At 46.6% G+C, this 21,942-nt stretch carries 21 protein-coding genes and 1 other annotated feature; of the genes, 4 read left to right on the forward strand and 17 right to left on the reverse strand.

What is annotated here, in order from left to right; all coding sequences use genetic code 11:
* Positions 1-86: 86 nt before the first annotated feature.
* The 10 genes from P3X63_RS13045 to P3X63_RS13090 all read right to left on the reverse strand — a co-directional run bounded on the left by P3X63_RS13045 (position 87) and on the right by P3X63_RS13090 (position 8,768).
* Positions 87-575 carry a hypothetical protein gene (locus P3X63_RS13045; protein ID WP_026587741.1) on the reverse strand — a complete coding sequence of 163 codons (489 nt, stop codon included), beginning with the start codon at positions 573-575 and terminating at the stop codon, positions 87-89.
* Between the two features lie 393 nt (positions 576-968).
* Positions 969-1,580 carry an undecaprenyl-diphosphatase gene (locus P3X63_RS13050; protein WP_277690990.1) on the reverse strand — a complete coding sequence of 204 codons (612 nt, stop codon included), beginning with the start codon at positions 1,578-1,580 and terminating at the stop codon, positions 969-971.
* 115 nt (positions 1,581-1,695) lie between these two features.
* Positions 1,696-2,430: an ABC transporter permease gene (locus P3X63_RS13055; RefSeq protein WP_026587743.1), complete on the reverse strand. Its 735-nt coding sequence runs from the start codon at positions 2,428-2,430 to the stop codon at positions 1,696-1,698.
* Entirely contained in the window at positions 2,423-3,343 is a 921-nt protein-coding gene (bcrA, locus tag P3X63_RS13060) for a bacitracin resistance ABC transporter ATP-binding subunit BcrA (RefSeq protein ID WP_026587744.1), read from the reverse strand. Before bcrA ends, P3X63_RS13055 begins: the two co-directional genes overlap by 8 nt.
* Before the next feature lie 79 nt (positions 3,344-3,422).
* The gene (locus P3X63_RS13065) at positions 3,423-4,457 is read right to left on the reverse strand and encodes a sensor histidine kinase (RefSeq protein WP_277690991.1); all 1,035 of its coding nucleotides are present in this window, start codon (positions 4,455-4,457) and stop codon (positions 3,423-3,425) included.
* On the reverse strand, positions 4,444-5,163 hold the full coding sequence (locus P3X63_RS13070; RefSeq protein WP_026587746.1) for a response regulator transcription factor: 720 nt from the start codon (positions 5,161-5,163) through the stop codon (positions 4,444-4,446). Before P3X63_RS13070 ends, P3X63_RS13065 begins: the two co-directional genes overlap by 14 nt.
* Positions 5,164-5,301: 138 nt before the next feature.
* Entirely contained in the window at positions 5,302-5,808 is a 507-nt protein-coding gene (locus P3X63_RS13075) for a DUF3189 family protein (RefSeq protein ID WP_026587747.1), read from the reverse strand.
* Positions 5,809-5,863: 55 nt separating this feature from the next.
* Positions 5,864-6,589, reverse strand: coding sequence for a poly-gamma-glutamate hydrolase family protein (locus P3X63_RS13080; protein WP_026587748.1), 726 nt, complete (start codon positions 6,587-6,589; stop codon positions 5,864-5,866).
* Between the two features lie 432 nt (positions 6,590-7,021).
* Positions 7,022-7,804, reverse strand: coding sequence for an SDR family NAD(P)-dependent oxidoreductase (locus P3X63_RS13085; RefSeq protein WP_026587749.1), 783 nt, complete (start codon positions 7,802-7,804; stop codon positions 7,022-7,024).
* 10 nt (positions 7,805-7,814) lie between these two features.
* The gene (locus tag P3X63_RS13090) at positions 7,815-8,768 is read right to left on the reverse strand and encodes an MBL fold metallo-hydrolase (RefSeq protein ID WP_026587750.1); all 954 of its coding nucleotides are present in this window, start codon (positions 8,766-8,768) and stop codon (positions 7,815-7,817) included.
* A 144-nt stretch (positions 8,769-8,912) separates the two neighbouring features.
* Positions 8,913-9,115, forward strand: a binding site (T-box leader).
* A gap of 44 nt (positions 9,116-9,159) precedes the next feature.
* Between P3X63_RS13090 and proC the strand changes: the two genes are divergently transcribed.
* Positions 9,160-9,981 (forward strand): pyrroline-5-carboxylate reductase, encoded by an 822-nt coding sequence (proC, locus tag P3X63_RS13095; RefSeq protein WP_277690992.1) that lies wholly within the window; start codon positions 9,160-9,162, stop codon positions 9,979-9,981.
* Between the two features lie 35 nt (positions 9,982-10,016).
* Here proC and P3X63_RS13100 read toward each other — a convergent pair whose 3' ends face one another.
* Positions 10,017-11,639, reverse strand: coding sequence for a M20/M25/M40 family metallo-hydrolase (locus tag P3X63_RS13100; RefSeq protein ID WP_026587752.1), 1,623 nt, complete (start codon positions 11,637-11,639; stop codon positions 10,017-10,019).
* Positions 11,640-11,772: 133 nt separating this feature from the next.
* On the opposite strand from P3X63_RS13100, the gene namA reads away from it, so the two are divergent.
* Together namA and P3X63_RS13110 are read left to right on the forward strand one after the other, a co-directional pair.
* Entirely contained in the window at positions 11,773-12,843 is a 1,071-nt protein-coding gene (namA, locus tag P3X63_RS13105; RefSeq protein ID WP_236251272.1) for an NADPH dehydrogenase NamA, read from the forward strand.
* Between the two features lie 128 nt (positions 12,844-12,971).
* Entirely contained in the window at positions 12,972-13,739 is a 768-nt protein-coding gene (locus P3X63_RS13110) for an alpha/beta fold hydrolase (RefSeq protein ID WP_026587754.1), read from the forward strand.
* A gap of 38 nt (positions 13,740-13,777) precedes the next feature.
* On the opposite strand, the gene rpmG is transcribed toward P3X63_RS13110, so the two are convergent.
* On the reverse strand, positions 13,778-13,927 hold the full coding sequence (rpmG, locus tag P3X63_RS13115; protein WP_006637447.1) for a 50S ribosomal protein L33: 150 nt from the start codon (positions 13,925-13,927) through the stop codon (positions 13,778-13,780).
* 119 nt (positions 13,928-14,046) lie between these two features.
* Positions 14,047-14,967 (reverse strand): ribonuclease Z, encoded by a 921-nt coding sequence (gene rnz / locus P3X63_RS13120; protein ID WP_026587755.1) that lies wholly within the window; start codon positions 14,965-14,967, stop codon positions 14,047-14,049.
* A 246-nt stretch (positions 14,968-15,213) separates the two neighbouring features.
* Here rnz and zwf point away from each other — a divergent pair, with 246 nt between their 5' ends.
* A complete protein-coding gene (gene zwf / locus P3X63_RS13125) occupies positions 15,214-16,677 on the forward strand; it encodes a glucose-6-phosphate dehydrogenase (protein ID WP_035428361.1) in 1,464 nt (487 codons plus the stop codon).
* Between the two features lie 242 nt (positions 16,678-16,919).
* Here the strand turns inward: zwf and P3X63_RS13130 are convergent, their stop codons facing one another.
* The 4 genes from P3X63_RS13130 to P3X63_RS13145 all read right to left on the reverse strand — a co-directional run bounded on the left by P3X63_RS13130 (position 16,920) and on the right by P3X63_RS13145 (position 21,878).
* Complete coding sequence (locus P3X63_RS13130) at positions 16,920-18,902, reverse strand: TRAP transporter permease (protein WP_026587757.1); 1,983 nt, start codon at positions 18,900-18,902, stop codon at positions 16,920-16,922.
* A complete protein-coding gene (locus P3X63_RS13135; RefSeq protein ID WP_236251139.1) occupies positions 18,895-19,422 on the reverse strand; it encodes a DUF1850 domain-containing protein in 528 nt (175 codons plus the stop codon). The genes P3X63_RS13130 and P3X63_RS13135 overlap by 8 nt, the downstream gene beginning before the upstream one ends.
* An 83-nt stretch (positions 19,423-19,505) precedes the next feature.
* Entirely contained in the window at positions 19,506-20,501 is a 996-nt protein-coding gene (locus tag P3X63_RS13140) for a TAXI family TRAP transporter solute-binding subunit (protein ID WP_277690993.1), read from the reverse strand.
* Between the two features lie 399 nt (positions 20,502-20,900).
* Complete coding sequence (locus tag P3X63_RS13145; RefSeq protein ID WP_277690994.1) at positions 20,901-21,878, reverse strand: ornithine cyclodeaminase family protein; 978 nt, start codon at positions 21,876-21,878, stop codon at positions 20,901-20,903.
* Positions 21,879-21,942: the final 64 nt, after the last annotated feature.

Consider the following 21,942-nt stretch of genomic DNA (forward strand, 5'->3'; position numbering starts at 1 on the left):
TGTTGCAACATTCTCCATTATACAACGCTGCCAAGATTTTCAAAATAGTCTTTTAGCAGCGTTGTATGCCGTTTGTTTATTTCAAATTAATCCTTTCCATATTTGCCTTTTTTGTTGACCCATCTTCTGTCGGTATAGGTTGTGCTGGCAAATTCAACATCTCCCCACGGCGTCACACTCCCGATACTGTGCGTTTTTTTCGCCCGCCATTTGTGAAGCCCCGTGGATTTGTAATACCTTTTGATCCCTTTCGCCCTCACGACATTCGGAAAGATGTAGCCCACATCCTGGAAGCCGCTGCTTTTGGATATTTTTTTGCCGTTGTAGTACCAGTCAATCTCATCTTTCGACCAAGCGAGAAAGCTCCCTCTTTTAATCGTGAGCCTTTTTCCCGAATAGGCCGAGAGACCGCTTTGAACACCGGCCTGTTTCGGAAGTGACTGGACATACTCTGTTTTGGCCTCAAGCAGTTCTTTCTGTTCATCTGTCAGCCGTCCGTCTTCTGAAGCCGCCGCAAACGAGGATGGAACCAGAAGCGCTGCCGACAAAGACACGCCTAAAATTGTTTTTTTCATTTTAACGCCCCCGTATTTTTTCAACATTTTTATGTATGTCTTGAGATGGCACCCGTGAAACATTTCCAGCAGCAAAAACGGTTTACGGTCGCGCATTCTATTATTTTAAGCGATGGAAAGAGTGAATCCTAGAAAATCAGACCATTTTATTATTACCTATTGGAAATTATCACCTCCTATATTCTATATTGTAGCATATTTTTCCTTATTAACAATTCTATTTTCTAAGAAATAACGAATCTGTTACCGACTACTATATTCCATAAAATGATAATGGCATCTTCTTAATAGGGATTTTTTTAATTCTTGGAACTTGAGACCCAGGCGTCAGACTGATTCTCAAACTGAACGGAGGCCATGTGCAAAAAAGACGGCCAAAAATCAAGGCAGTCTTTAAATGTTGTTGGATTTATCGTCTGATTTACTTTTGGAAGGAAACATCCGCTGTTCACCCTTTTCATAAAGAACGAGCAATTGCCGAATGATAGACAGCTTTGGCGCTGTCCAGTATACAAACAGAGCTGACACGATGCCAAGGAGAGCTCCCGCGGCCACATCAAATGGATAGTGGACGCCGGACCAAATCCGGGAAATCCCTACGGCGAATGCGAGCACAAGCCACAGCCATCCCGTTTTTTTATGAAACAGGAAAAACATAAAACCGATTGAAAAAAACAGGATCGTATGGTCGCTCGGAAACGAATTGTCAATATCGTGTTCAATCAACTTGTTGACATTTCTAAGCACGGCAAAGGGCTGATAGTTGGAATAAAGAGAGCCCGCCATTTTCCCGAGCATTTCGGCTATCGCAAATGAGATGACCGCATAAATGACCATCAATCTGTTTCTGGCAGTCCGGGTCAGCCAAAAAACGACAAGACCCAATGCGAGGACATACATCATATATTCAGCCAGAAAGTAAACGGCCGGATTCAGTATCGAATACATTTTTCCCAACTCATGAATGAAACGAAAAACGTGAATATTTAATTCTGAAAAAGACACGACTCAAACTCCTTTTTTATACTTAAATTCAATATATATCCATTTTAATTGCGTAAAAAAGCTTTAAACGATAATGAGGAATGTGCAATGGCCGGCCGCACATTCCCTTCATGTATCAATGAATATCGATTTTCTTAAAGTAGACGATCGTCGCGGCTAATCCAAGAACGGTTGTGGCGATGACACTGATAAAAGAGAATGCAGGCGGATATTCCGGAAAGAACGTACCCGAGGCGATCACCCATACCGCCGACCATGGGAATAAAGCGCTGTACTCCGTGCCGTATACCATAATGCTGACCATTGAGATAATGATCGTAAAGATAATGGTCGGCACATAATTTTTAAACAGCAGTGTCACAAATATAATTGGACTCAACAGGAAAAAAAGAAGTGCCCCGCCTGTCATAAATTGTTTCAACTCTTCTATTAAAACCGCCGAGCTGAGACCTTCAAATTGTCCGATCAGCCCAAACAGAAGCGTCAGCACCCAGGCGATTAACGTCAGCAGCATGATCCAAATGAAGAGCAGGACCAATTTGCTGATGATCAGGCTGATTCTTGAAACAGGAATCGTCAAGAGATTCTTCAGCGTGCTTTCGGCGTATTCCCGATTGAATAAATATGAAGTAATGACACCGTAAAGCGGGACTCCGATCAACAGGACAATGTACAGATTGGTATCGGAAAAAGTCTCGCTGAAGCGAATCGGTACATCAGGATACTTGGCTTTTTTAGCCAAAGATGATATAAAACAAATGAAAGGGGCTGCTGCCGCTCCCAAGATGCTGACCAGAAACATCTGTGAGCGCTTGAGCTTCAGCAGTTCGGTATACAGCAAATCAACCAATCGTCCCGCCCCCTATCAATTTGACGAAGTAGTCTTCAAGACTGTCTTCGCTCACCGTGATCTTCAATACGTCAATTCCGTTTTCGACAAACATTTTATTGAGCTTTCCCCGCTGGCCCAAGTGGGAATATACCCGGACGATTCCGTTCTGGTGAACGTCATAGTCGTGAATATTAAAATGCTGTTCCAGCAGCACGACGGCTTTATTTTGATCGGACAGTTGAAATTCCAGATATTTGCGGTTTCTTTTTCTGAGATGATCAAACGGAATTTCTTCAAGCAGCCTTCCTTCATGAATGATTCCGACATGATCGACGAGCTGTTCGATTTCAGACAAAATGTGGCTCGATATAAAAATGGTGATGTTTCTTTCTTTGGCGAGAGAATGAATGAGACTTCTCATTTCCTTGATGCCGATCGGGTCGAGGCCGTTTGTCGGTTCGTCCAGTATCAACAGCTCCGGATAATGAAGCAGGGCTCTTGCAATCCCCAGTCTTTGCTTCATTCCCAAGGAATATTTGCCGACGAGCTTTTTCGTTTCATGATGAAGCCCCACGATCTCCAATACTTCATCGATCGCATTTTTTTTATGGACACCGATGATTTTCGCGTTGATCAAAAGGTTTTCCCTTGCCGTCAGGTTCGCATAAAAGCCCGGCACTTCTACAATGGAGCCGATTCTCCTTAAAATTTCTTTTTTGTTTTTAAAAAAGTTGTCTCCGAAAATTTCAATCTGTCCATCGGTCGGTTTGATCAGCCCCAACAGCATTCTGATCGTCGTCGTTTTCCCGGCGCCGTTTCGGCCGAGAAAGCCGTATATACCTCCTTGTTTGACGTTGATATTGAGGCGGTCTACCGATCTTTGCGACCCGTACATTTTCGTGAGATTCGTCGTTTTAATGATCGTGCTCAAATTTGCATCACTCGCTTTCACTAACCTTATGGCTACATCATAAACAGAAGGATTTAATTCCTTCTTAACCAATTCTTAATTAATTCTTAAATGTATGGAGATAGCTTTGTTTAGGCAGTGAAAAAGCAAACGTCGTTTTTTCCCAGGGAACGCTCTTTGCCCATATGCGACCGCGGTTTTTTTCGACAAGCGATTTGGCGATGGCAAGCCCCAAGCCGCTGCCGTCATCAAGACTTCTCGAGCGGTCTCTGCGGTACATCCTTTCAAACACGTTTTCGATATCGCTTTCCGGAATCCCCGGCCCTTGATCCCAGACGAGAAGCTGATATTCATGCTCTGATTCCGTCAGCTCGATTCCGAGCACCTTTCCCTCTTTTCCATGGTGAATGCCGTTTCTGACGATGTTTTCGAGCACGCGGATCAGACTGAGCCGATCAGCGGTTACCCAACATTTCGTTTCCGGAATCTGCACCTTCAATTCCATATCGTGTTTTTTCAGCTCTGGCAAAAAGTCGATCAGCGTTTCTCTTGCGACTTCAGCAAGATCAAAGGACTCTGTTTTCAGCTGGATTTCGTTTGCATCGAGTTTTGCCATATTGAACATTTCATCGATCAATTGCTTTAAGCTGTTGGATTTTTTAGAAAGAATGTCGAGGTATTCCCGCCTTTCTGCCTCGGATGAAGCGACACCGTCTTTCAATGCATCCACATAGCCGATGATTGATGTGAGCGGCGTCCGGATATCATGGGAAATGTTGGACAGCAGCCGTTTCCTTGCCGCTTCCGATTTTGCGGCGTTGATTTGGATTTTTTCGAGCTTGTCGATCAATTCGTTAATGGAAAACATGATGTCATGAAACGGCTCGTCGCCCTTTGCGAGCAATCTCCTTCTTACATTCCCGTCGGCCACGCGTTTCAGCTCGGTCTCGATCACCTTTAAGCGGCTGATGAAGCCAAGCCTCATCACAAACAAGAGGGCGCTGATCCCAAACAGAATGATAAACAGCGTGATGCTGTAGCCCCCGAGGGATGCGCTCTTCATATGAATGAACAAAAGTCCGGCAAGCGCCGCACATTGCAGGATGAGAAGCAGCAGCTTTTTATCGCGCAGCATCTTTCTCACCTACAAACTTATAGCCGATTCCCCAAACGGTTTGAATCAATTGGGGATCGGACGGGTCCGGCTCTATTTTTTTTCTCAGCCTTCTGATATGCACCATGACCGTATTATCATCTTCTATGTATTGGTCTCCCCAAGCGTTTCGAAACAGCTGCGTCTTCGTAAATACCTGTCCCGGATTTGAGGCGAAAAACTTCAGCAGTTCAAACTCCTTCGCCGTCAGGGAGATGTCCCGTCCGCCTGCGGTGACCGTATATGTTTTCAAATCGATGGTCAATCCTTTAAATTGAATCTTTGATTGTTCATCAGAAGAGCGGCTTTCGCTGCCGAGGACCAAAAAACGCCTCAGCATAGCTTTGATCCGCGCAAGCACTTCGTTCACACTGAAAGGCTTCGTTATATAATCGTCGGCACCGATCGACAGCCCTAAAATTTTATCGCCTTCAAGGTCTTTGGCTGTCAGCATCAGGATCGGAATGTTCGTATGATTCCTCATCCTTCTGCACACTTCGATGCCGTCGATTTTCGGCATCATCACATCCAATACCACGAGGTGGTAATGGTTTTGTTCAAACAGCCTCAGCGCATCGTCTCCGTCAACTGCCACATCAACCTCATAACACTCTCTTTTTAAATATGCTTTCAATAAATCTCTGATCTCTTTTTCATCATCCGCTATCAGCACTCGAATAGCTTCCATTTGATTCACCCGCCTTGACTAAATTCGGAAAACTTCCCTCTCATTTCATTTTTACATTATAGCAGAGAAAAAACCTTCCAATTGAAAAAGGCACCTTTTTCAGGCACCTTTTTTAAACATATATTTCTTGCTCATCATTCAATCAAGAAAGCCATTGTCCAGCACATCAATGAAAGAAGAGGTTGTTTTCGCGTGCTTTTTCGTGCGTTCAACAAGTTGGATGATATCTTGATAGGCCTGCTGTGAACCCAAAACCAATAATGGTACGCCGAGCGGATCGATTTTCAGCCTTCTTGAAAACAAGCCCCCAAAGGTCATGGCTAATGGGACTGTGGGAGATGTATTTGAAAAAATCACTTTTTCACTGAGCATTCCACTGTTTTCAAACAGTTCAAGGACTCCCCGCATGGCCGGAATAACGGCTTTTGATGATCCCCTGCCGATCGTATACACCTTGCTGCCTTCTTCATCAAGTCCGTGATAGATTAATTTCCCCATTTCTTTGGGGCTGAGCCGGTTAAAGCAATCCGTGTTTAATATTTCGTTTTTGGTCGGCTTTCTGCTGAGCGGAAGTTTCTTAAGATGATAAGCGGCGGCCAGTGCAGATGAATGGGTGCCGCCATAACAATTGTAAATATAAATCAACATGATCACCCTCTGCTTGACGTCTTGTCTTTAATGTAGCCTAAATATACATTCTTTATTTCAATCTTTCTTCCAACACTTCTTTGATGACTGCTACATATTCATTAAACCGTTCATTCGACGTGCTTTCTCTCGTCTTCAATCCGAACCGCGCAAAAAAAGCCTCCCGCTGAGGAGTGCTGATCTCCAATTGAATGCTTAATCCCGTTTTACATTTATTATTCAGATTGTCCGGATCTGTCCCGGCAAATTTGTGGTCTTGATCCACCAGTTCAGCCGAAAAGCCATGCTCCTTCAGCGCCTTGGTGATGGCCTGTCCGCCTTTTTTGTCCGTTCCCCCGACAAGGGTATGTTCTTCCGTATCCTCATATCCATGAAAAGCCAAAATATAGTTGTGTGCGCTAACCGCTTCCAGTGCTGTCGGCTCATCGAAATGATTGCTCGTAATGTGCAGATCCCAATTTTGTGACGGCTTTATTCCTTCAAACAAATAGGTTGAATACTCATCGCTGAACGCCCGGACAAGTTCGCTGACCCCGCCTTCAATCCCGCCGCCGTGCGGAGATAAAACCAGGAGATCCGTTCCCATGTCGGTATATTCTATACGATAATCCTCCCCTTCTATTTCGTTTTCAGCAAGCTCGGCAAAGTTTACGTACTTATCCAAAGCCGCCGACGCTTTATTGTCCAGCGGAAATTGACAAAAGACGCATGTGCATACTCCCATGATCAACCCGATGATGCAACGTTTTTTCATCACTTGGTTCCATTCTTCCCGCACTGTTTGAAACTCCTTTTTAGCGTATTTTGTTCTCGTCATTCTTCCTTTCATTTCGGCATTTTCATAATATGGTAAAAATTTACTGATACCTTTCGTCCATTTGCCATTTTATATGTCGATTACAGCGGAATGAAACCGACCTTTACCTTATTTTTAAAAAGCGGCCCCGCCGTGTTTCCAGACGCACCGGAAGTGTTTCGAGACGCTGTTTTTATATCGATCGCCTCACACGGCCTCGGTGCCTTCAGATCACAGGTCGCCGAAGCTTGAACAGCTGAAGCGCTTCCATTTTTTTAAAGGGTAAAAGTCTTCCTGCTTTTATATGATATTTTGCGTCCCTCATTCTCTGATGGAAGGGAGTAAACCAATAAAAAAAACGGATTTGCCTTGGGGCAAATCCGTTTTTTTAGAACCCGCCGAATGCGGTTCGGACTACTTTTTATAAAAAGCGCTGCGGCCAGCCCTTTCAACAAGAGCCGGAAACAGCTGGTATAGTTTGCTGACCGCGTTCATCCAGCGCGGCAGATTGATTTCACGCTTGTTCGTCATCATGATCGAAACGATTTTCAACGCCACTTGATCGGCGTCCAGCATCCATTTCCCGACGCTTTCCACATAATCACCCTTTTTATCGGCTGTCTTGAAAAAATCGGTCTTAATCGGACCGGGATTTACCGTAGTCACATGGACTCCTGTTCCGGCAAGCTCCATTCTCAGACTGTTGGAGTACCCAAGCACCGCATGCTTTGTCGCAGCATAAAGACTTGACTTCGGGGTAGAAATTTTGCCGGCCTGTGAAGCGATATTGATGATGTGACCGCTGTTTTGCGCGATCATACGCGGGAGTGCCAGCTTCGTGCAGGCAATCAGGCCAAAGACATTCACTTCAAACATCGCTTTCATATCTTCAAGAGATGATTCCAAGGCCGGCTCAAAGATCCCGAAGCCCGCATTATTGACGAGAATGTCAATCGGCCCGGCCTCTTCGAATGCCGCTGCAATTTCGTCCGTCCGGCTGACATCCAGAACGATCGTCCGGCACTTTGCATGGAGCTCGGTCGATATTTTTTCCTTCAATTGGTCAAGACGCTCTGCTCTGCGCGCCGCGAGAATCACTTCCGCTCCTGCCGCTGCGGAATAATAGGCGATCCGTTCGCCAAGTCCGCCTGAAGCGCCTGTGATCATAACCCTTTTGTCTATTAAGCTTTTTTTCATCCTTCTTCACCTACTTTGTACGATAATATTGAATTCCGATTCTTTCTTCGCTTGTGATGCGGCCGCGCGCCGCCAAATCGTCAAGCTGGCCGACCGTTTCAGACATTGTCAAAAACAGCTGCTTCTCATAGACCGAGGAAAACAGCTTCCGGCACAGGTCAAATGCGCTATGAGGTCTTTCCGCAAGCATGCGGTATACCTCGTCCGCCCTGTTTTGCTGCTTTTCCAGCCGCTTGGCGATCAGCTCCCCAGCATCATAAATCCTTTCGCCGTGGCCGGGGAAAATCACCTGTAATGGAAGCTCAGGCAGGCGTTTGAGTGATGATAGATAATCCAAAAGCGGCGTCGGACGCTCTTTTCCTTCTTGCGGCATTTCCAATAAAGGGTTGGAAGAAGACGGTTTCAACAGCAAATCTCCGCCGAACATGCTGCCGTTTGTTTCATGATAAAGGACGATATGTGAAGCTGCATGCCCCGGTGTTTCAAGAACCCGCCACCCTTTGAGCCCGTCAATCCGATCGCCTTCTGAAACGGTTTGCGTCAACGACCGTTTACACGAATACCGGTACGACTGCTTGATCGCGAGGCTGACTGGACTGATATCAACCGGGACGCCGAGCTTATGAAACAGATATGTAAAAAAGGACTGCTGTTTTTGGATAAAGGCGGGATTTTGGCTGATATACGGTTCATTATAGCGATGGCCGATGATCTTGATCCCGTCGGGCAATTCATCCAATAAACCGGCATGGTCTGCGTGATGATGGGTCAGCACCACCTGGTCAATATCGCTTACCGTCAGACCGAGTTCGCCGAGCTTTCTTGTTAAAATCCCGGCAGCTTCCTTTGTTTTCGGGCCTGCATCAATCAGTGTCAGCGCCTCTCCTATCACCAAATAAATGTTGACGTCTCCGATCGCAAACGGAGTCGGCAGCGAAACGGGGATAATACGTTCTTCTGTCATCATGTTCTTCTCCTATCCTGCAAATTGACGTTGATCATATTTTACCTTTTTCCCCCTCGTGTGTCATTTTTGCTTCACCTGCCTGTTGACATACGCTAGCCCCTCATTGCATAATGAACAACAAATATATGATGCTGATCATAAGAAGACGAAATGAAGAGGAATAGTAAACAGGCAATGGTTAAAGAGAGTGAAATTCCCGGCTGAAAGATTTCACAGCCCGCTTTCCTGTTGAACCTGCCCTCAGAGCGCTTAGGCAAACCTAAACGTTTCCCGCGTTACGGGACAAGAGCTGAGCATGTCATATGCTAATGAAGGTGGTACCGCGAAACCTTTTCGTCCTTTAAGAAGACGAAAAGGTTTTTTGTTTTTTTAAAAGGAGGACTTAAAGATGAAACGAATTGGATTTATCGGAGCGGGTTCGATGGCCGAAGCGATGATGAAAGGACTTGTCAAAAACGGTGCGGTTGCGCCCGGTCAGATTGCCGTTACAAATCATTCGAACAGCGTCCGGCTCAAAGAGCTTGAAGAAACGTACGGAGTGCGCGGCGAAACCGATACAGCAAAAGTCATCGGCTTTGCAGATACACTTGTGTTGGCGATGAAACCGAAAGACGCCGCAGACGGGATTGCCGCCATTGCACCGCATTTAAAAGAAGAACAGCTGCTGATTTCGATTCTTGCCGGCATTCCGATTGATACAATTCAGCACTACACAGGAAAAGAACTGCCGGTTGTCCGGGCGATGCCAAATACGTCGGCTTCCATTCAGCAATCGGCGACAGCCCTTGCGGCCGGCCCGCTTGTTTCAGCGGCGCAGATTGAGGAAGCCTCGGCACTTTTTGCGACGATCGGCAGCGTCACAATCGTGGAAGAAGCGGCACTCGATGCGGTGACAGCCATCGCGGGAAGCGGTCCGGCTTTCGTTTACCGTTTTGTGGAAGCGTTGGAGGCGTCGGCCCGGGAGTTGGGTCTTGATGAAGGGACGGCGAAACAGCTGATCACCCACATGATGGCGGGAGCAGTCAAAATGCTGGAAACCGGAAGAGACCCGTCTCTGATGCGAAAGGACATCACAAGCCCGGGAGGTACGACGGAAGCCGGCATTCGGGTTCTCGAAGAGCTGCAATTTGAACAAACGGTCATATCGTGTATAAAAGAAGCCGCACACCGTTCTCAAGAGATCAGAAAGCAGTTTGCCGTCCACATATAAAAGCCGGAACGAATCAAAACCGTTCCGGTCTTCCTTTAAAGCTGCACATTACTAGATAGCAATCTCTGAATTGCAAACTGAAGCAGATCGGGCAGTTTCCCGAATGAAAAAGGCACATGAAGGCGCTCCGTCCATTTATGAGGATCTTTGCCGACGGGTCCGATGTTAATAACCGGCACAAAGAGCGCATTCTCTTGTCCGGAAGGCAGTGAATAGCCATGATTAAACAGCGGCATGTTGTCTGTAAAAGCGGAAATCGACTGTTTTTGCAGCTGAAGATAGCTTAGATCCGAAAGTCCAGGGAAATATTGAATTTCCTGAAACTCAAAGCCGTACCGCTCCTCCGCATAGTCCGTCACTTCGCCGATCACCTTGCGGATGAGCGGGTCGTCTTTTGAAGAAACGGCAGGGTAGAACGGCGGACTGTAAAATAACACGATCATGGGGGTGTCATCTTTGCAGAGCGAAGCCAGGTCGGAAACCAATTTCGTGGAAAAATCGCGATCGCCAAGCTCTCCTCTGTTGGCGAACGCAAAATGAAGAATCCGCTCCGCCTCAGCCCTGCCGGCTTTTTCTTTTGCTCTATCCCACAATTCGCCAAAGGTGAGGACGGAGATGGTCCGCTCAATTGGCGTAAAAGCGGCGAACCGCTGAAAGTCCAGTGCTTTCCGTTCCATATTCGCTTTGATGTTAGCGGCCGCTTTTTTAGCGGTATCCATGAGCAGCTGATGAAGCTCCTCTGCCGAACGCTTCATCGTCAGCACATTGAACAGCGACACGGCCGTATGCGGAGTCTGTACAGAGTAGGCTTCCTTTAAATCTTTTTGCATCAGATTGACCGGAGGAGGTGTCACCTCTCCGTCGACTTCTTCGCAGTAGTCCGCACTTAATTCAAGGAGCCGGTTGATTTCCGATACCATCAAATTCGCGTTCAAGCCTGAAAACGGCTCGCCTACATGCGTTTCAATCCCTTTGCAGAAAAATCCGGCGAGCACTTTGCCGATGCTTCCCGAATAGACGTAGTGCTTCGGGTCCCCCGGGTATTGTTCAAACATCGGTTCGGAGTTTAAACAGGATGTATATTGCAGGTCAAATGCTTTTTCCCACGCTTTCAGCGTCGGCACAGCTTCAATCATCCCCTGTGAATTGACTTCTTCATCCGGTACGGTGATGAGAAGAAGGTTTCCGTCGAACTCGCCGTTCATGGCCCGTTCAAGCATGGATAACTGAACGGTAAGACCCGCTTTCATATCCATGCTCCCCCTTCCGAACAGCCACTCGCCGCTTTCCAAGTCTTTTTTGACCCGATCGGGCAGCGATTCTTTTTTTTCCGTCAATGCATCCATCAGTTCCGGCGGTTTGCATGCCATGTGCTGAAATTCCCCATAATCCGCTGTATCAACGACATCAAAGTGGCTGATGAGCAGCACCGTATTTTTTTTCGGCGACTGTTTGACAAGCGCTGTCAAAAACCAGCGTCCGTCTTTCATCGGATGAAGCTTCAAATGCTCCGGATGCTTTTGAAAATATGACCGCTCCTTTAATACATTGTACATATACTCTGCAAGCGCTACTTCCCCAGCCGTACCGGATATGCTCTCATATTGAATGAGAGAAACGAGCAGCTGCTTTAGTTCCTCCTCTGTCTGCCATTTCATGAAGCAAGCCTCCTCTTCTGATTGCCGAAGATATATTCGAAATCATATGTTGATAAAAATAGAATAATAGACAATTTTATTGTACAGAAAATTGGTATATACGGAAACGACTTGAGCAGTTTATATGACGAGGATGGTCCGAATTGGTATAATCGTTTCGAAAACTTACGGGAGGCGAAAAAGATTGAGTAATCGAAAACTGTTTACACCATGGAGCTTAAAAGGGGTTACAATAAAAAACCGTATCGTCATGTCGCCAATGTGCATGTATTCCTCCCATGAAAAGGATGGGAAAGTGCAGCCGTTTCACATGACGCACTACATAACACGCGCCGTCGGACAAGTCGGGCTGATTATGGTTGAAGCCACCGCCGTCAAGCCTGAAGGAAGAATTTCCGATCAGGATTTAGGAATCTGGGATGACAAACATATCGAAGGCCTGGCCGCTTTAACATCGCAAATCAAACCTTACGGCAGCAAAACGGCGATTCAGCTGGCTCACGCCGGAAGAAAGTCAGAAGTTGACGGGGCCATCTACGGACCGTCTGCGATTCCTTTTGACGAAAACTCCCGGACACCTGTTGAAATGACAAAAGATGATATAAAAGACACCGTTCTGGCATTTAAAAAAGGCGCGGAACGCGCGAAAGCGGCGGGCTTTGATATCATTGAAATTCACGGAGCCCACGGCTATTTGATCAACGAATTTTTATCACCTCTTTCCAACAAGCGCGAAGACGAATACGGCGGATCTCCGGAAAACCGCTACCGCCTGCTTCGCGAAGTGATCGACGCGGTAAAAGAAGTATGGGACGGTCCTTTATTCGTGCGCGTTTCAGCTTCTGACTATCAGACAAACGGCCTTGATGTAGCCGATTACGTCGGCTTTGGCAAATGGATGAAAGAACAAGGCGTTGATTTGATTGACGTCAGCTCCGGTGCAGTCGTACCTGCTAATATCAACGTATTCCCTGGATACCAGGTCGGCTTCGCCGATACGATCCGTGCACAAGCGGACATTCAAACAGGTGCTGTCGGTTTGATTACAAACGGATTGCAGGCGGAAGAAATTCTCCAAAACGGCCGCGCAGACCTCATTTTTGTAGCAAGAGAGCTTCTCAGAGATCCGTATTGGCCAAAAACGGCGGCAAAACAGCTGAATACAGAAATCGAAGGACCTGTTCAGTACGGCAGAGCCTGGTAAGCAGCAAACTTTAAAAAATATCCCGTTTTCCGCGGGATATTTCTTTTTTTCCATTCCGAGAGAAACGATCCTCCTCTATTATGCGTCTTTCCTAGTAGAACACCATATACAGAGAGAGGATGACCTCCATGAATCCAAATATTATGGAAAAAACATATACAGTTGAAGGGTGTAGATTTCATACAAAACATCGCAAAGGAAACAGTTGCGCCACCATTATCTTTGAAGCGGGCTACGGTTTTTCTTCGGATACATGGGCGCCGATTTTACCGGATATAGACGAAGATCTCGGGCTTTTTGCATATGACCGCGCCGGCCTTGGAAAGAGCGGACCGTCCCGCAAAAAAAGGACGGCGGATCAAATGGTGAAGGAGCTTATAGGGCTCCTGGATGCAGCAGAGGTTAAGCCGCCATACCTGTTTGTCGCCCATTCCTTCGGCGCCGTCATCGCCAGACTTTTCGCAAGCCGTTTTCCCGATGACGTCGTCGGCATGGTCCTGCTCGACCCCGCATGTGAAGACCAGGAGCGGAAAGTGCTGCCCCTTTTGCCTGAAAAAGCGCGCGAAGACTACTTCAATCAATTTTCTCTCGAAGCTTCACATGAAGAATTTGAGCAAAGCCTGAACATGCTGAAACAGGAAGAAGATCATTTAGGGACCATCCCTTTACTCGTCCTTTCGGCTGGAAAACGGACGCCTGTTATGAAAAAAGCCCATCAAGAATGGCTGAAGCTGCACAGCCGGCTGTTGTCGCTTTCACATCAAAGCGGCTGGATTCAGGCGAAAAACAGCTCTCATTTGATCCACCTTGATGAGCCCCATATCGTTCAGCTCGCCATTTATGATGTATGGTATGCCGCACAACAGTACGGTTTTACGTACCAAACCGCTAATTAATATAAAAAACCAGCAGGTCAGAGACCGCTGGTTTTTGATTATTTTGTTTCACGATGGATCGTGTATCTTTTCAGACGCGGGGAATATTTTTTCAATTCCAGCCGGTCCGGGTTCGTGCGTTTATTCTTTGTCGTGATATAATTTCGATCTCCTGTCTCAGTGCATGCCAATGTAATTTTAACTCTCATGCTGATCCTCCTTAAAACGTAATCATTACGCTTTATTATACAGGACTGCGGCTTCTTGTCAACAAAAAAAGCTTCTGAAGTTCCTGATTAGCGGAACAAGAAGCTTTTTTCACCGTCTGTCATCTGTTCACATCAAACTCATAAAAGTCATAAGCCGCCGTGCTGTTTGGAAAAACCTCGCGTGCTTCATCGACCAATTCACTGACGCTTTCCCCCTGATATCTGGCGCTGATATGAGTAAGAATCAATGTCTTGGCGCCGGCTTCTTTGGCCGTTTCGGCAGCCTGCTCGGCTGTGCTGTGATCATAATCACCGGCCAGTTCCCGGTCGCCTTTGGCAAATGTCGCTTCATGCACGAGCACATCAGCTCCCTCCGCCAGCAGTCTTACATTATCACATGGCTTCGTATCTCCGGAAAATGCGACTATCCGCCCCTTTTTCGGCGGGCCGATAAAGTCCGGACCATGGATTGTCCGTCCATCTTCCAGTGTCACCGTTTCACCGTTTTTCAATTTTTGATAGACCGGTCCCGGGGAAACCCCGATCTCTTTTAAGGCTCCGGCATCAAGAGCCCCGGGTATATCCTTTTCCTGCACCCGGTATCCGAAAGCCGCTATTCCGTGAGAGACTCGTTTTGCCGTTACGGTAAACTGGTCGTCTTCAAAGATTGTTCCCTCTTCAATCTCCTCGATGACCAAAGGATACGTGACATACGTTCCCGTGACTTCGAGCGCGGTTTCAAGAAACGTTTTGATTCCTTTCGGCCCGTAAACGGTCAGGCGGCTCTCCCCTCCTTGAAAAGAGCGGCTGCTGATGAGGCCCGGCAGTCCGTATACATGGTCCCCGTGAAGATGGGTGATAAAGATTTTTTCGATTTTTCTCGGTTTAATGGATGTATGTAAGATTTGATGCTGTGTGGCTTCCCCGCAATCAAACAGCCAGACAGACCGCCGTTCTTCCAAAAGCTTCAGTGCGACAGATGTCACATTTCTTGTTTTTGCAGGAATACCTGCCCCCGTTCCTAAAAATAATAATTCCAATATCCTTTCCTCCTGTTGCTGATCAACATCTTACCTACAAGCATACAGGAAGTCGAAAAAAAAAGAAATGCAGGCCTTTTAGCGTACATTCAGCCTCGATCCTGAGCACAATTCCCCGCCTGTTTTCGGTAAACTTTTCATATGAAATCAGCTCAAATGTTTGCTTTACAGGATTATTAGCTTTAAAATGAAGAAAATAAACTTATGCTCGAAAAAGTGAGGTACGTTTAGTTGAAAAAAGATCAAATGCAACCAAAAGCAGTAATCGTTATATTTGGCGCAACAGGGGATTTGGCAAAACGAAAACTATATCCATCCATCCACAGGCTGTATGAAAACGGCCAGATCGGCAAAGAATTTGCTGTCGTCGGCGTTGGCAGACGCCCGTGGACGAATGAAGACCTCCGCGACACCGTTCAGCAGTCAATTTCGAAATTTCCGTTGAATGAGAAGGATGTAGATGAGTTCACCTCTCACTTTTACTACCATCCGTTCGATGTGACAAACCCAGGCTCATATCAGGAATTAAACAGCCTGTTGGAAAAGCTTGAAAGTACATATGATATTCCGAATAACCGGATGTTTTATTTGGCGATGGCGCCTGAATTCTTCGGAACCATCGCGAAGTTTTTAAAATCGGAAGGCGTCACTTCCACAACAGGATGGTCGCGGCTTGTCATCGAAAAACCGTTCGGCCACGACCTGCCAAGTGCAAAAGCATTGAATCAGGAAATACGCGAAGCATTTACGGAAGACCAGATTTATCGGATCGACCACTACCTTGGCAAGCAAATGGTGCAAAACATCGAGGTCATCCGCTTCGCCAATGCGATATTTGAGCCGCTCTGGACAAACCGGTACATCTCGAACATTCAAATTACTTCTAGCGAAGATTTAGGTGTTGAAGACAGGGCGAGGTATTATGAAAAATCGGGTGCGCTGAGAGACATGGTGCAAAACCATATTCTTCAGATGGTGGCGCTTCTTGCGATGGAACCGCCAATCAAGCTGAATACCGAAGAAATCCGCAGCGAAAAAGTCAAGGTGTTCAGAGCCCTCCGCCCGGTTCAAAAGGACGAAGTCGATCAATTTTTCGTGCGCGGGCAGTATGATGCAGGTGTGATTGATGACAAGCAGGTTCCCGCCTATCGCGATGAGCAAAATGTGGCGAAAGACTCCAATACGGAGACATTCGTTGCAGGAAAACTCTTGATCGACAACTTCAGATGGGCCGGAGTGCCGTTTTACATCCGAACTGGTAAACGAATGCAGAAAAAATCGACGCAGATCGTCGTGCAATTTAAAGATATTCCGATGAACCTTTACTACGGAAACGGAAATACGATGCATCCAAACCTTTTGGTCATCCATATCCAGCCGGATGAAGGCATCACCCTTCATTTAAATGCGAGAAAGCTTGGCGGCGGCACATTTGCACAGCCGATTAAACTCGACTACTGCCATAATTGCGGCGACGGGATCAACACGCCTGAAGCTTATGAAAAGCTGATTTTGGACTGTCTGCACGGAGACGCGACAAACTTCGCCCATTGGGATGAAGTCGCCCTTTCCTGGAGCTTTGTCGATGCGATCTCACAGCATTGGGAAGAGAACAAAACACTTTCTCCAAACTATGAAGCAGGTTCTATGGGTCCTAAAGCTTCCGACGATCTTCTCGCCAAAGACGGCTTCCATTGGTGGCCGCTTTAATACAGCAAAACAGCCTTCAAATATGAAGGCTGTTCAGATTGTTGACAAAATCCCAAAACGGATTTTAGTTTTGGGATTTTGTCATCCTTCTTTCAGCGTGATTGAAAACCTTTGCAGTCTAGGAAGGCCGAGCATCGGAGCGGAGCGAATGTTGCAATTCGTGAGCACCGACGCGCAGGCCTGACAACGAATGCGAAGGTTTGTCGACATGCTGAACAGCCTTCAATATGAAGGCTGTTTTTTTACGCTTTTAAAGCCGAAACTTCTTCCGGGCGGCTTCTGTCCCGCTTCCACATGAGCTGAAGGACGAACAGGAGAACGAACATTCCGAGCCCGATCAAATCTGTATATCCTTCGGGATAAATCAGCAATAGACCGCTAAGCGCCGCCCATATTCTTTCATACCAAAACACTTTTCTCATCCAGAAGCCGATCATCCCGGCCCCGATGGCAATCATCCCTGACAATGCGGTCACAATCACCCAGATGATCTCATACCAGTGGGCATCTATCATGAGAAGCTCCGGTGACAGGACGAATATATACGGAATAATAAAAGCGGCGATGGCGAGTTTGGCGGAATTGATTCCGGTTTTGATCGGCTCCCCTCCCGCAACGCCCGCCGCCGCAAAAGCGGCCAGGGCAACAGGCGGGGTGATGTCCGCCACAATGCCAAAATAAAAGACAAACAGGTGGGCCGACAGATCCGGTACATTCAATAAGATCAAGGCAGGCGCGGCAATCGTGGATGTGATCACATAGTTCGCCGTTGTCGGCGACCCCATTCCGAGGATCAAAGCGGCGACCATCGTCAAAAAGAGTGAAGGCAATAATGCGCCGCCCGCCAAGTCGAGCAGTCCGTTTGCCAGCTTAAGCCCGAGCCCCGTCTTTGTAACGACGCCGACGATAATCCCGGCTGCAGCCGTTGCCGCGGCCACTGAAAGCGCCATTCTCGCCCCTTCAGCCAAAGCGAGCACAATCCCTTTCAGCCCCAGCCTCGTTTCTTTGTTGAAAAAACCGACAACAATAGCCAGCACGATCGAGTACAGCGCGGCATGCATGACGATGATTCCCGACATGAGCAGCAAGACGACTGAAATGATCGGCAACAGGAGGTAAATCTTTTTAAATACTTCCTTCCGATTCGGCATCTCTTCTTTTGATAGCCCCCGCAACCCCAGGCGCTTCGCTTCAAAATGCGTCATTATCCAAATGCCTGTAAAGTAAAGAACAGCCGGAATCATCGCCGCTTTTGCAATATCCCAATACGTAATCCCGCCGCCGATGAATTCCACCATTAAAAAGGCGGCCGCCCCCATAATCGGAGGCATCAGCTGTCCGCCAGTCGATGCGGACGCTTCAACGGCACCGGCAAACTCCCTTTTATAGCCAAGCTTTTTCATCATCGGAATCGTAAACGACCCCGAAGTGACGACATTGGCAACGGAGCTGCCGCTGATTGTTCCTTGAAGGGCGCTGGAGAAGATCGCTACTTTGGCGGGCCCGCCCGTGCTCCTTCCGGCGATGGCAACGGCAAGATCGTTAAAATATTGCCCCACTCCTGTTCGGACGAGAAACGCGCCGAACAAAATAAACAGGAAGATAAAGGTCGAGGAAACAGCAAGAGGCGTTCCCAAGATCCCTTCTGTCGTAAAATACATCGTTTGGACAAGCCTTTCCAAAGTCAGCCCGTTGTGAGACAGAAACCCCGGCAGATAGGAGCCGTAAAGCCCGTAAAGAAGAAACAAGCCGGCGATGATCGTAATCGGCAGGCCGACAGCCCTTCTTGTCGCTTCCAATACCAAAAGGACAGCCAGAAGACCGACATAAAAGTCGGTGGTTGTAATCAGGCCGATGCCGCCGACAATCGTTTTATAATTGATGACCCAGTAGGCGCCGACACCGGCTCCCATAACGGCTAACAGACAATCATACCAGGCCACTTTAAACTTGCCGGTTTTCCGCATGCGTTTTGTCGCCGGAAACAAGAGAAAGATCAGACCGAGCGCAAATCCTAAATGGACGGACCTTTGAATTTGAGCCGGAAAGACCCCGAAAATGGCTGTATATAATTGAAACAATGAAAATGCGAGCAAACCGATAAATGATATGGCCCCCGCCAATCCCTTCAGCTTTCTCGTTCCCTGTTCCGGATCGTATTTTTCCAGCAGTTCCTGCTGCTCTTTTTCAGAAAGTTCAGCAATGTGCTCCTTTTGCTCAGCCATTTATCTTCACTCCCCTCAATTGTTGCAAGACATTTAATTTTTGAACGGACATCCTTGTCCATGAGCCGGGGCGGATATACCGTTTTAATTCATGGACTTTGCCGTTGTACCTGATCCGGTGGTTCGCCCTGACTCTCCCGATTCTCATATCGATATATGGGAATGTCCGCTTCATATTGGAGATGGTGTATATGCCGTTTTTGATGACGAGCTTTTCCCCTTCTCCCGCGTTCGCCGGCATTCCGACTGCCGGATCATGATAGCTCAAAGCTGTTTGTCTGATCTTTTTGTTCTCCCATACATACGATTCAACCACCTTTGTTTTGTGGATGGAATGCGTATAGATCACATCAAAGTTTTTCTTCTTTTGGAGGGGAAGAAAAGCGATGAGATCACCGCTGTCTTCTTTCATGAATACAACGGCCGGCTGATATGGTATCAAACATGCTGCAATCGCTATGAAGATAAATGATAATGCGGCCAGCCCTTTCACCAGCTTCTTTTTTCTTATTTTTTCCACATCCTCATACCGAACAGAAAATCGATAGACCGTCGTTTCACCTAAAAGCGGTCTATCGATTTCGGGATGATTCCCGGTCAAAGTTATTCGTTTGGCTTTTCGATCCCTTTTTCTTTGTAATACTTGGCTGCCCCCGGATGGATCTCGATATCGCCCAATCCTTCAAGCGCTGTTTCCGGCTTGATAAACTCGCCCTTTGCATGATTGATTTTATCCGCTTCAAAAAGCGCTTTTGTCATCTTGTAGACGGTGTCTTCATCCAGCTTGTCGGTCCCAACAAGCATCGCTTTGACCGCCACTGTGTTCACATCTTTGTCGATCCCGTACGTTCCGCTTTTAATCGTATCCTTCGCATAAAACGGATATTTCTCCATCAGCTTTTTCTGTTTGTCTTCTCCAATGTTTAAGATTTTGATTTTATTTTGTGCAGACAGCCCTTCAACTGCCCCTGTAGGCGTTCCGGCCGTAATAAATGCAGCGTCGATCGCACCGGACTGGATGCCGTCGGTTGATTCTTCAAATGAAAGATTTTGCGGTTTGATATCGTCAAAGGTAAGCCCGTGGACCTCCAAAATCTGCTTGGCGTTGATGTTGACCCCTGCGCCTGCTGCGCCCACGGAAACCGTTTTTCCTTTTAAGTCTTCAATAGAATCGATCCCGCTTTTTTCTGTCGTCACAATCTGCACCGTCTCCGGATAAAGGGCGGCAATCGCTTTGATTCCGTCAATTTTTTCTTGAAACATCTCTTTGCCCTCTACGGCATAAGTGGCAATGTCAGTCTGAGAAAAAGCGACTTCAGCTTCCCCTTTTTGCAGAGTGGCCATATTTTCAGCCGATGCCCCTGTTGTCTGTGTGGTAAATTTGTCTCCTGTCGCATCCTCCCACAGATTTGCAAACTGCCCGCCAAGCGGATAATATGTACCGCCGGTTCCTCCTGTAAGCAGACTGTAGCTTCCTGATCCTTTTGACGCAGATCCCCCATCCTTATTTCCTGATGCATTGTCGCTTCCGCACGCGGCCAATCCCATGACAAGCGCCAGCATCAATACTAACCATGATAAGCTTTTCCACTTTTTCATTCATTCTCCCCCTTTGCTTGTTGGACAAATAACAATTCTATCGTACCATGAAAATTGGATTAATTGTCAATATATTCTTTCATTTCTAATTCTTTAGTCAATTTTATGAGCGACCGGTTCTTAATATGCCATGTCCGCGGCAAAATCCGTTCACCGGTCTAGGTTCGTCCAACCAACCACAAAATGGAAGTTTATTTACAAAGAAAAAATTAAAACCTGATAAAACGTCATCTTCTCAAGGACACGAAAAAGTGACCCGAGATAAAAGGACAAGTGAACCTGGAGCCAACGGTCTGCCGCACACTAAAAATGTGCATCCGCCTCCAAAAAAGAGGAAGATGCTCATTCGGTACATGATCACTTTGATATGAAATAAAGGAGAAAAATCATTTATGCAGCTTAAAAAGGAATATGAATCCCAACCTTATGTTCAATAGCCTTTTGATAAAAATATTGAGCGACTACAATATCCACAACAGCTAATCCAACTGATTTAAAAACAGTGATTTCTTGATCATCGACTCGTCCGTTGCATTCTCCGCTTACAATTTGCCCAAGCTCTCCGTAGATGTCGCCAGGCTTAAAAACGCCTTCGCTTATCGGAACTTGTAAATCACCAGTCTCCTCTAATGCTGCTTCACTAGATTCCACTACGACTTTATCGGCTAGAGACATGACATGAGATGGCAACTCTTGCATTGCTGGTCTAAATGAACCTACTGCATTGACATGAACCCCCTGTTTTAATGGCTCTGAAAATACCGGTGTTGTAGAATTTGTTGTCGTTACAATAATGTCAGCTTCACGTACTGCTTCATCCGGGTCTGAATAGACGCGTACTCGTTTATTAAATTTCTTTTTAATATATTCGCTAAATTGTTGTGCTTTTTGTTCTGTTCGGTTATAAAGTAAAACCTCTTCAATGTCTCGAACAGCGAGTACAGCTTCAACCAGACCTTTTGCTTGTTCCCCTGTACCGATTATACATAGCTTTTTTGAATCTTGGCGGGATAAATATTTCGTTGCTACACCTGATAAGGCGCCTGTTCTCATCATCGTTAAATAAGAGCCTTCCAAAAGAGCGATTGGTTCTCCTGTTTTGAAGTCTGACAACATCACAACACCATTGATCGTTTTCTTCCCTAAGGTCTTATTATGAGGCGCTACGGTGACTATTTTTAATCCAAGGGTCCTGAGCTCTTCAGCTACCGAAGGCATGACCAATGCAGTATTTTGACCATGATCAAACTGTAATGCGGCACGAATCGGTGTAATTGTTCTTTCTTCTGAAAATTCTTTCAATGCGACAGCGGCGCATTCAATGATCTCATTCATATTGACTAAACTTTTTTGTTCATCAGCGTTTAAGATTAACATGTTTTTTCATCCTTTCCTGCAAATTGCGGAAGACTTATTCCGTTCTTTTGTTTCTGGTATGGTG

The organism is Bacillus sp. HSf4 (genome assembly GCF_029537375.1).
Classification (GTDB): Bacteria; Bacillota; Bacilli; order Bacillales; family Bacillaceae; genus Bacillus; species Bacillus sonorensis_A.

Coding starts and splice junctions, on each gene's coding strand:
- P3X63_RS13045 (WP_026587741.1), bottom strand. CDS start 575: ATGAAAAAAACAATTTTAGGCGTGTCTTTGTCGGCAGCGCTTCTGGTT.
- P3X63_RS13065 (WP_277690991.1), bottom strand. CDS start 4,457: ATGCTGCGCGATAAAAAGCTGCTGCTTCTCATCCTGCAATGTGCGGCG.
- P3X63_RS13070 (WP_026587746.1), bottom strand. CDS start 5,163: ATGGAAGCTATTCGAGTGCTGATAGCGGATGATGAAAAAGAGATCAGA.
- P3X63_RS13085 (WP_026587749.1), bottom strand. CDS start 7,804: ATGAAAAAAAGCTTAATAGACAAAAGGGTTATGATCACAGGCGCTTCA.
- P3X63_RS13090 (WP_026587750.1), bottom strand. CDS start 8,768: ATGACAGAAGAACGTATTATCCCCGTTTCGCTGCCGACTCCGTTTGCG.
- proC (WP_277690992.1), top strand. CDS start 9,160: ATGAAACGAATTGGATTTATCGGAGCGGGTTCGATGGCCGAAGCGATG.
- P3X63_RS13100 (WP_026587752.1), bottom strand. CDS start 11,639: ATGAAATGGCAGACAGAGGAGGAACTAAAGCAGCTGCTCGTTTCTCTC.
- namA (WP_236251272.1), top strand. CDS start 11,773: ATGGTCCGAATTGGTATAATCGTTTCGAAAACTTACGGGAGGCGAAAA.
- P3X63_RS13110 (WP_026587754.1), top strand. CDS start 12,972: ATGAATCCAAATATTATGGAAAAAACATATACAGTTGAAGGGTGTAGA.
- rpmG (WP_006637447.1), bottom strand. CDS start 13,927: ATGAGAGTTAAAATTACATTGGCATGCACTGAGACAGGAGATCGAAAT.
- zwf (WP_035428361.1), top strand. CDS start 15,214: ATGCAACCAAAAGCAGTAATCGTTATATTTGGCGCAACAGGGGATTTG.
- P3X63_RS13130 (WP_026587757.1), bottom strand. CDS start 18,902: ATGGCTGAGCAAAAGGAGCACATTGCTGAACTTTCTGAAAAAGAGCAG.
- P3X63_RS13140 (WP_277690993.1), bottom strand. CDS start 20,501: ATGAAAAAGTGGAAAAGCTTATCATGGTTAGTATTGATGCTGGCGCTT.
- P3X63_RS13145 (WP_277690994.1), bottom strand. CDS start 21,878: ATGTTAATCTTAAACGCTGATGAACAAAAAAGTTTAGTCAATATGAAT.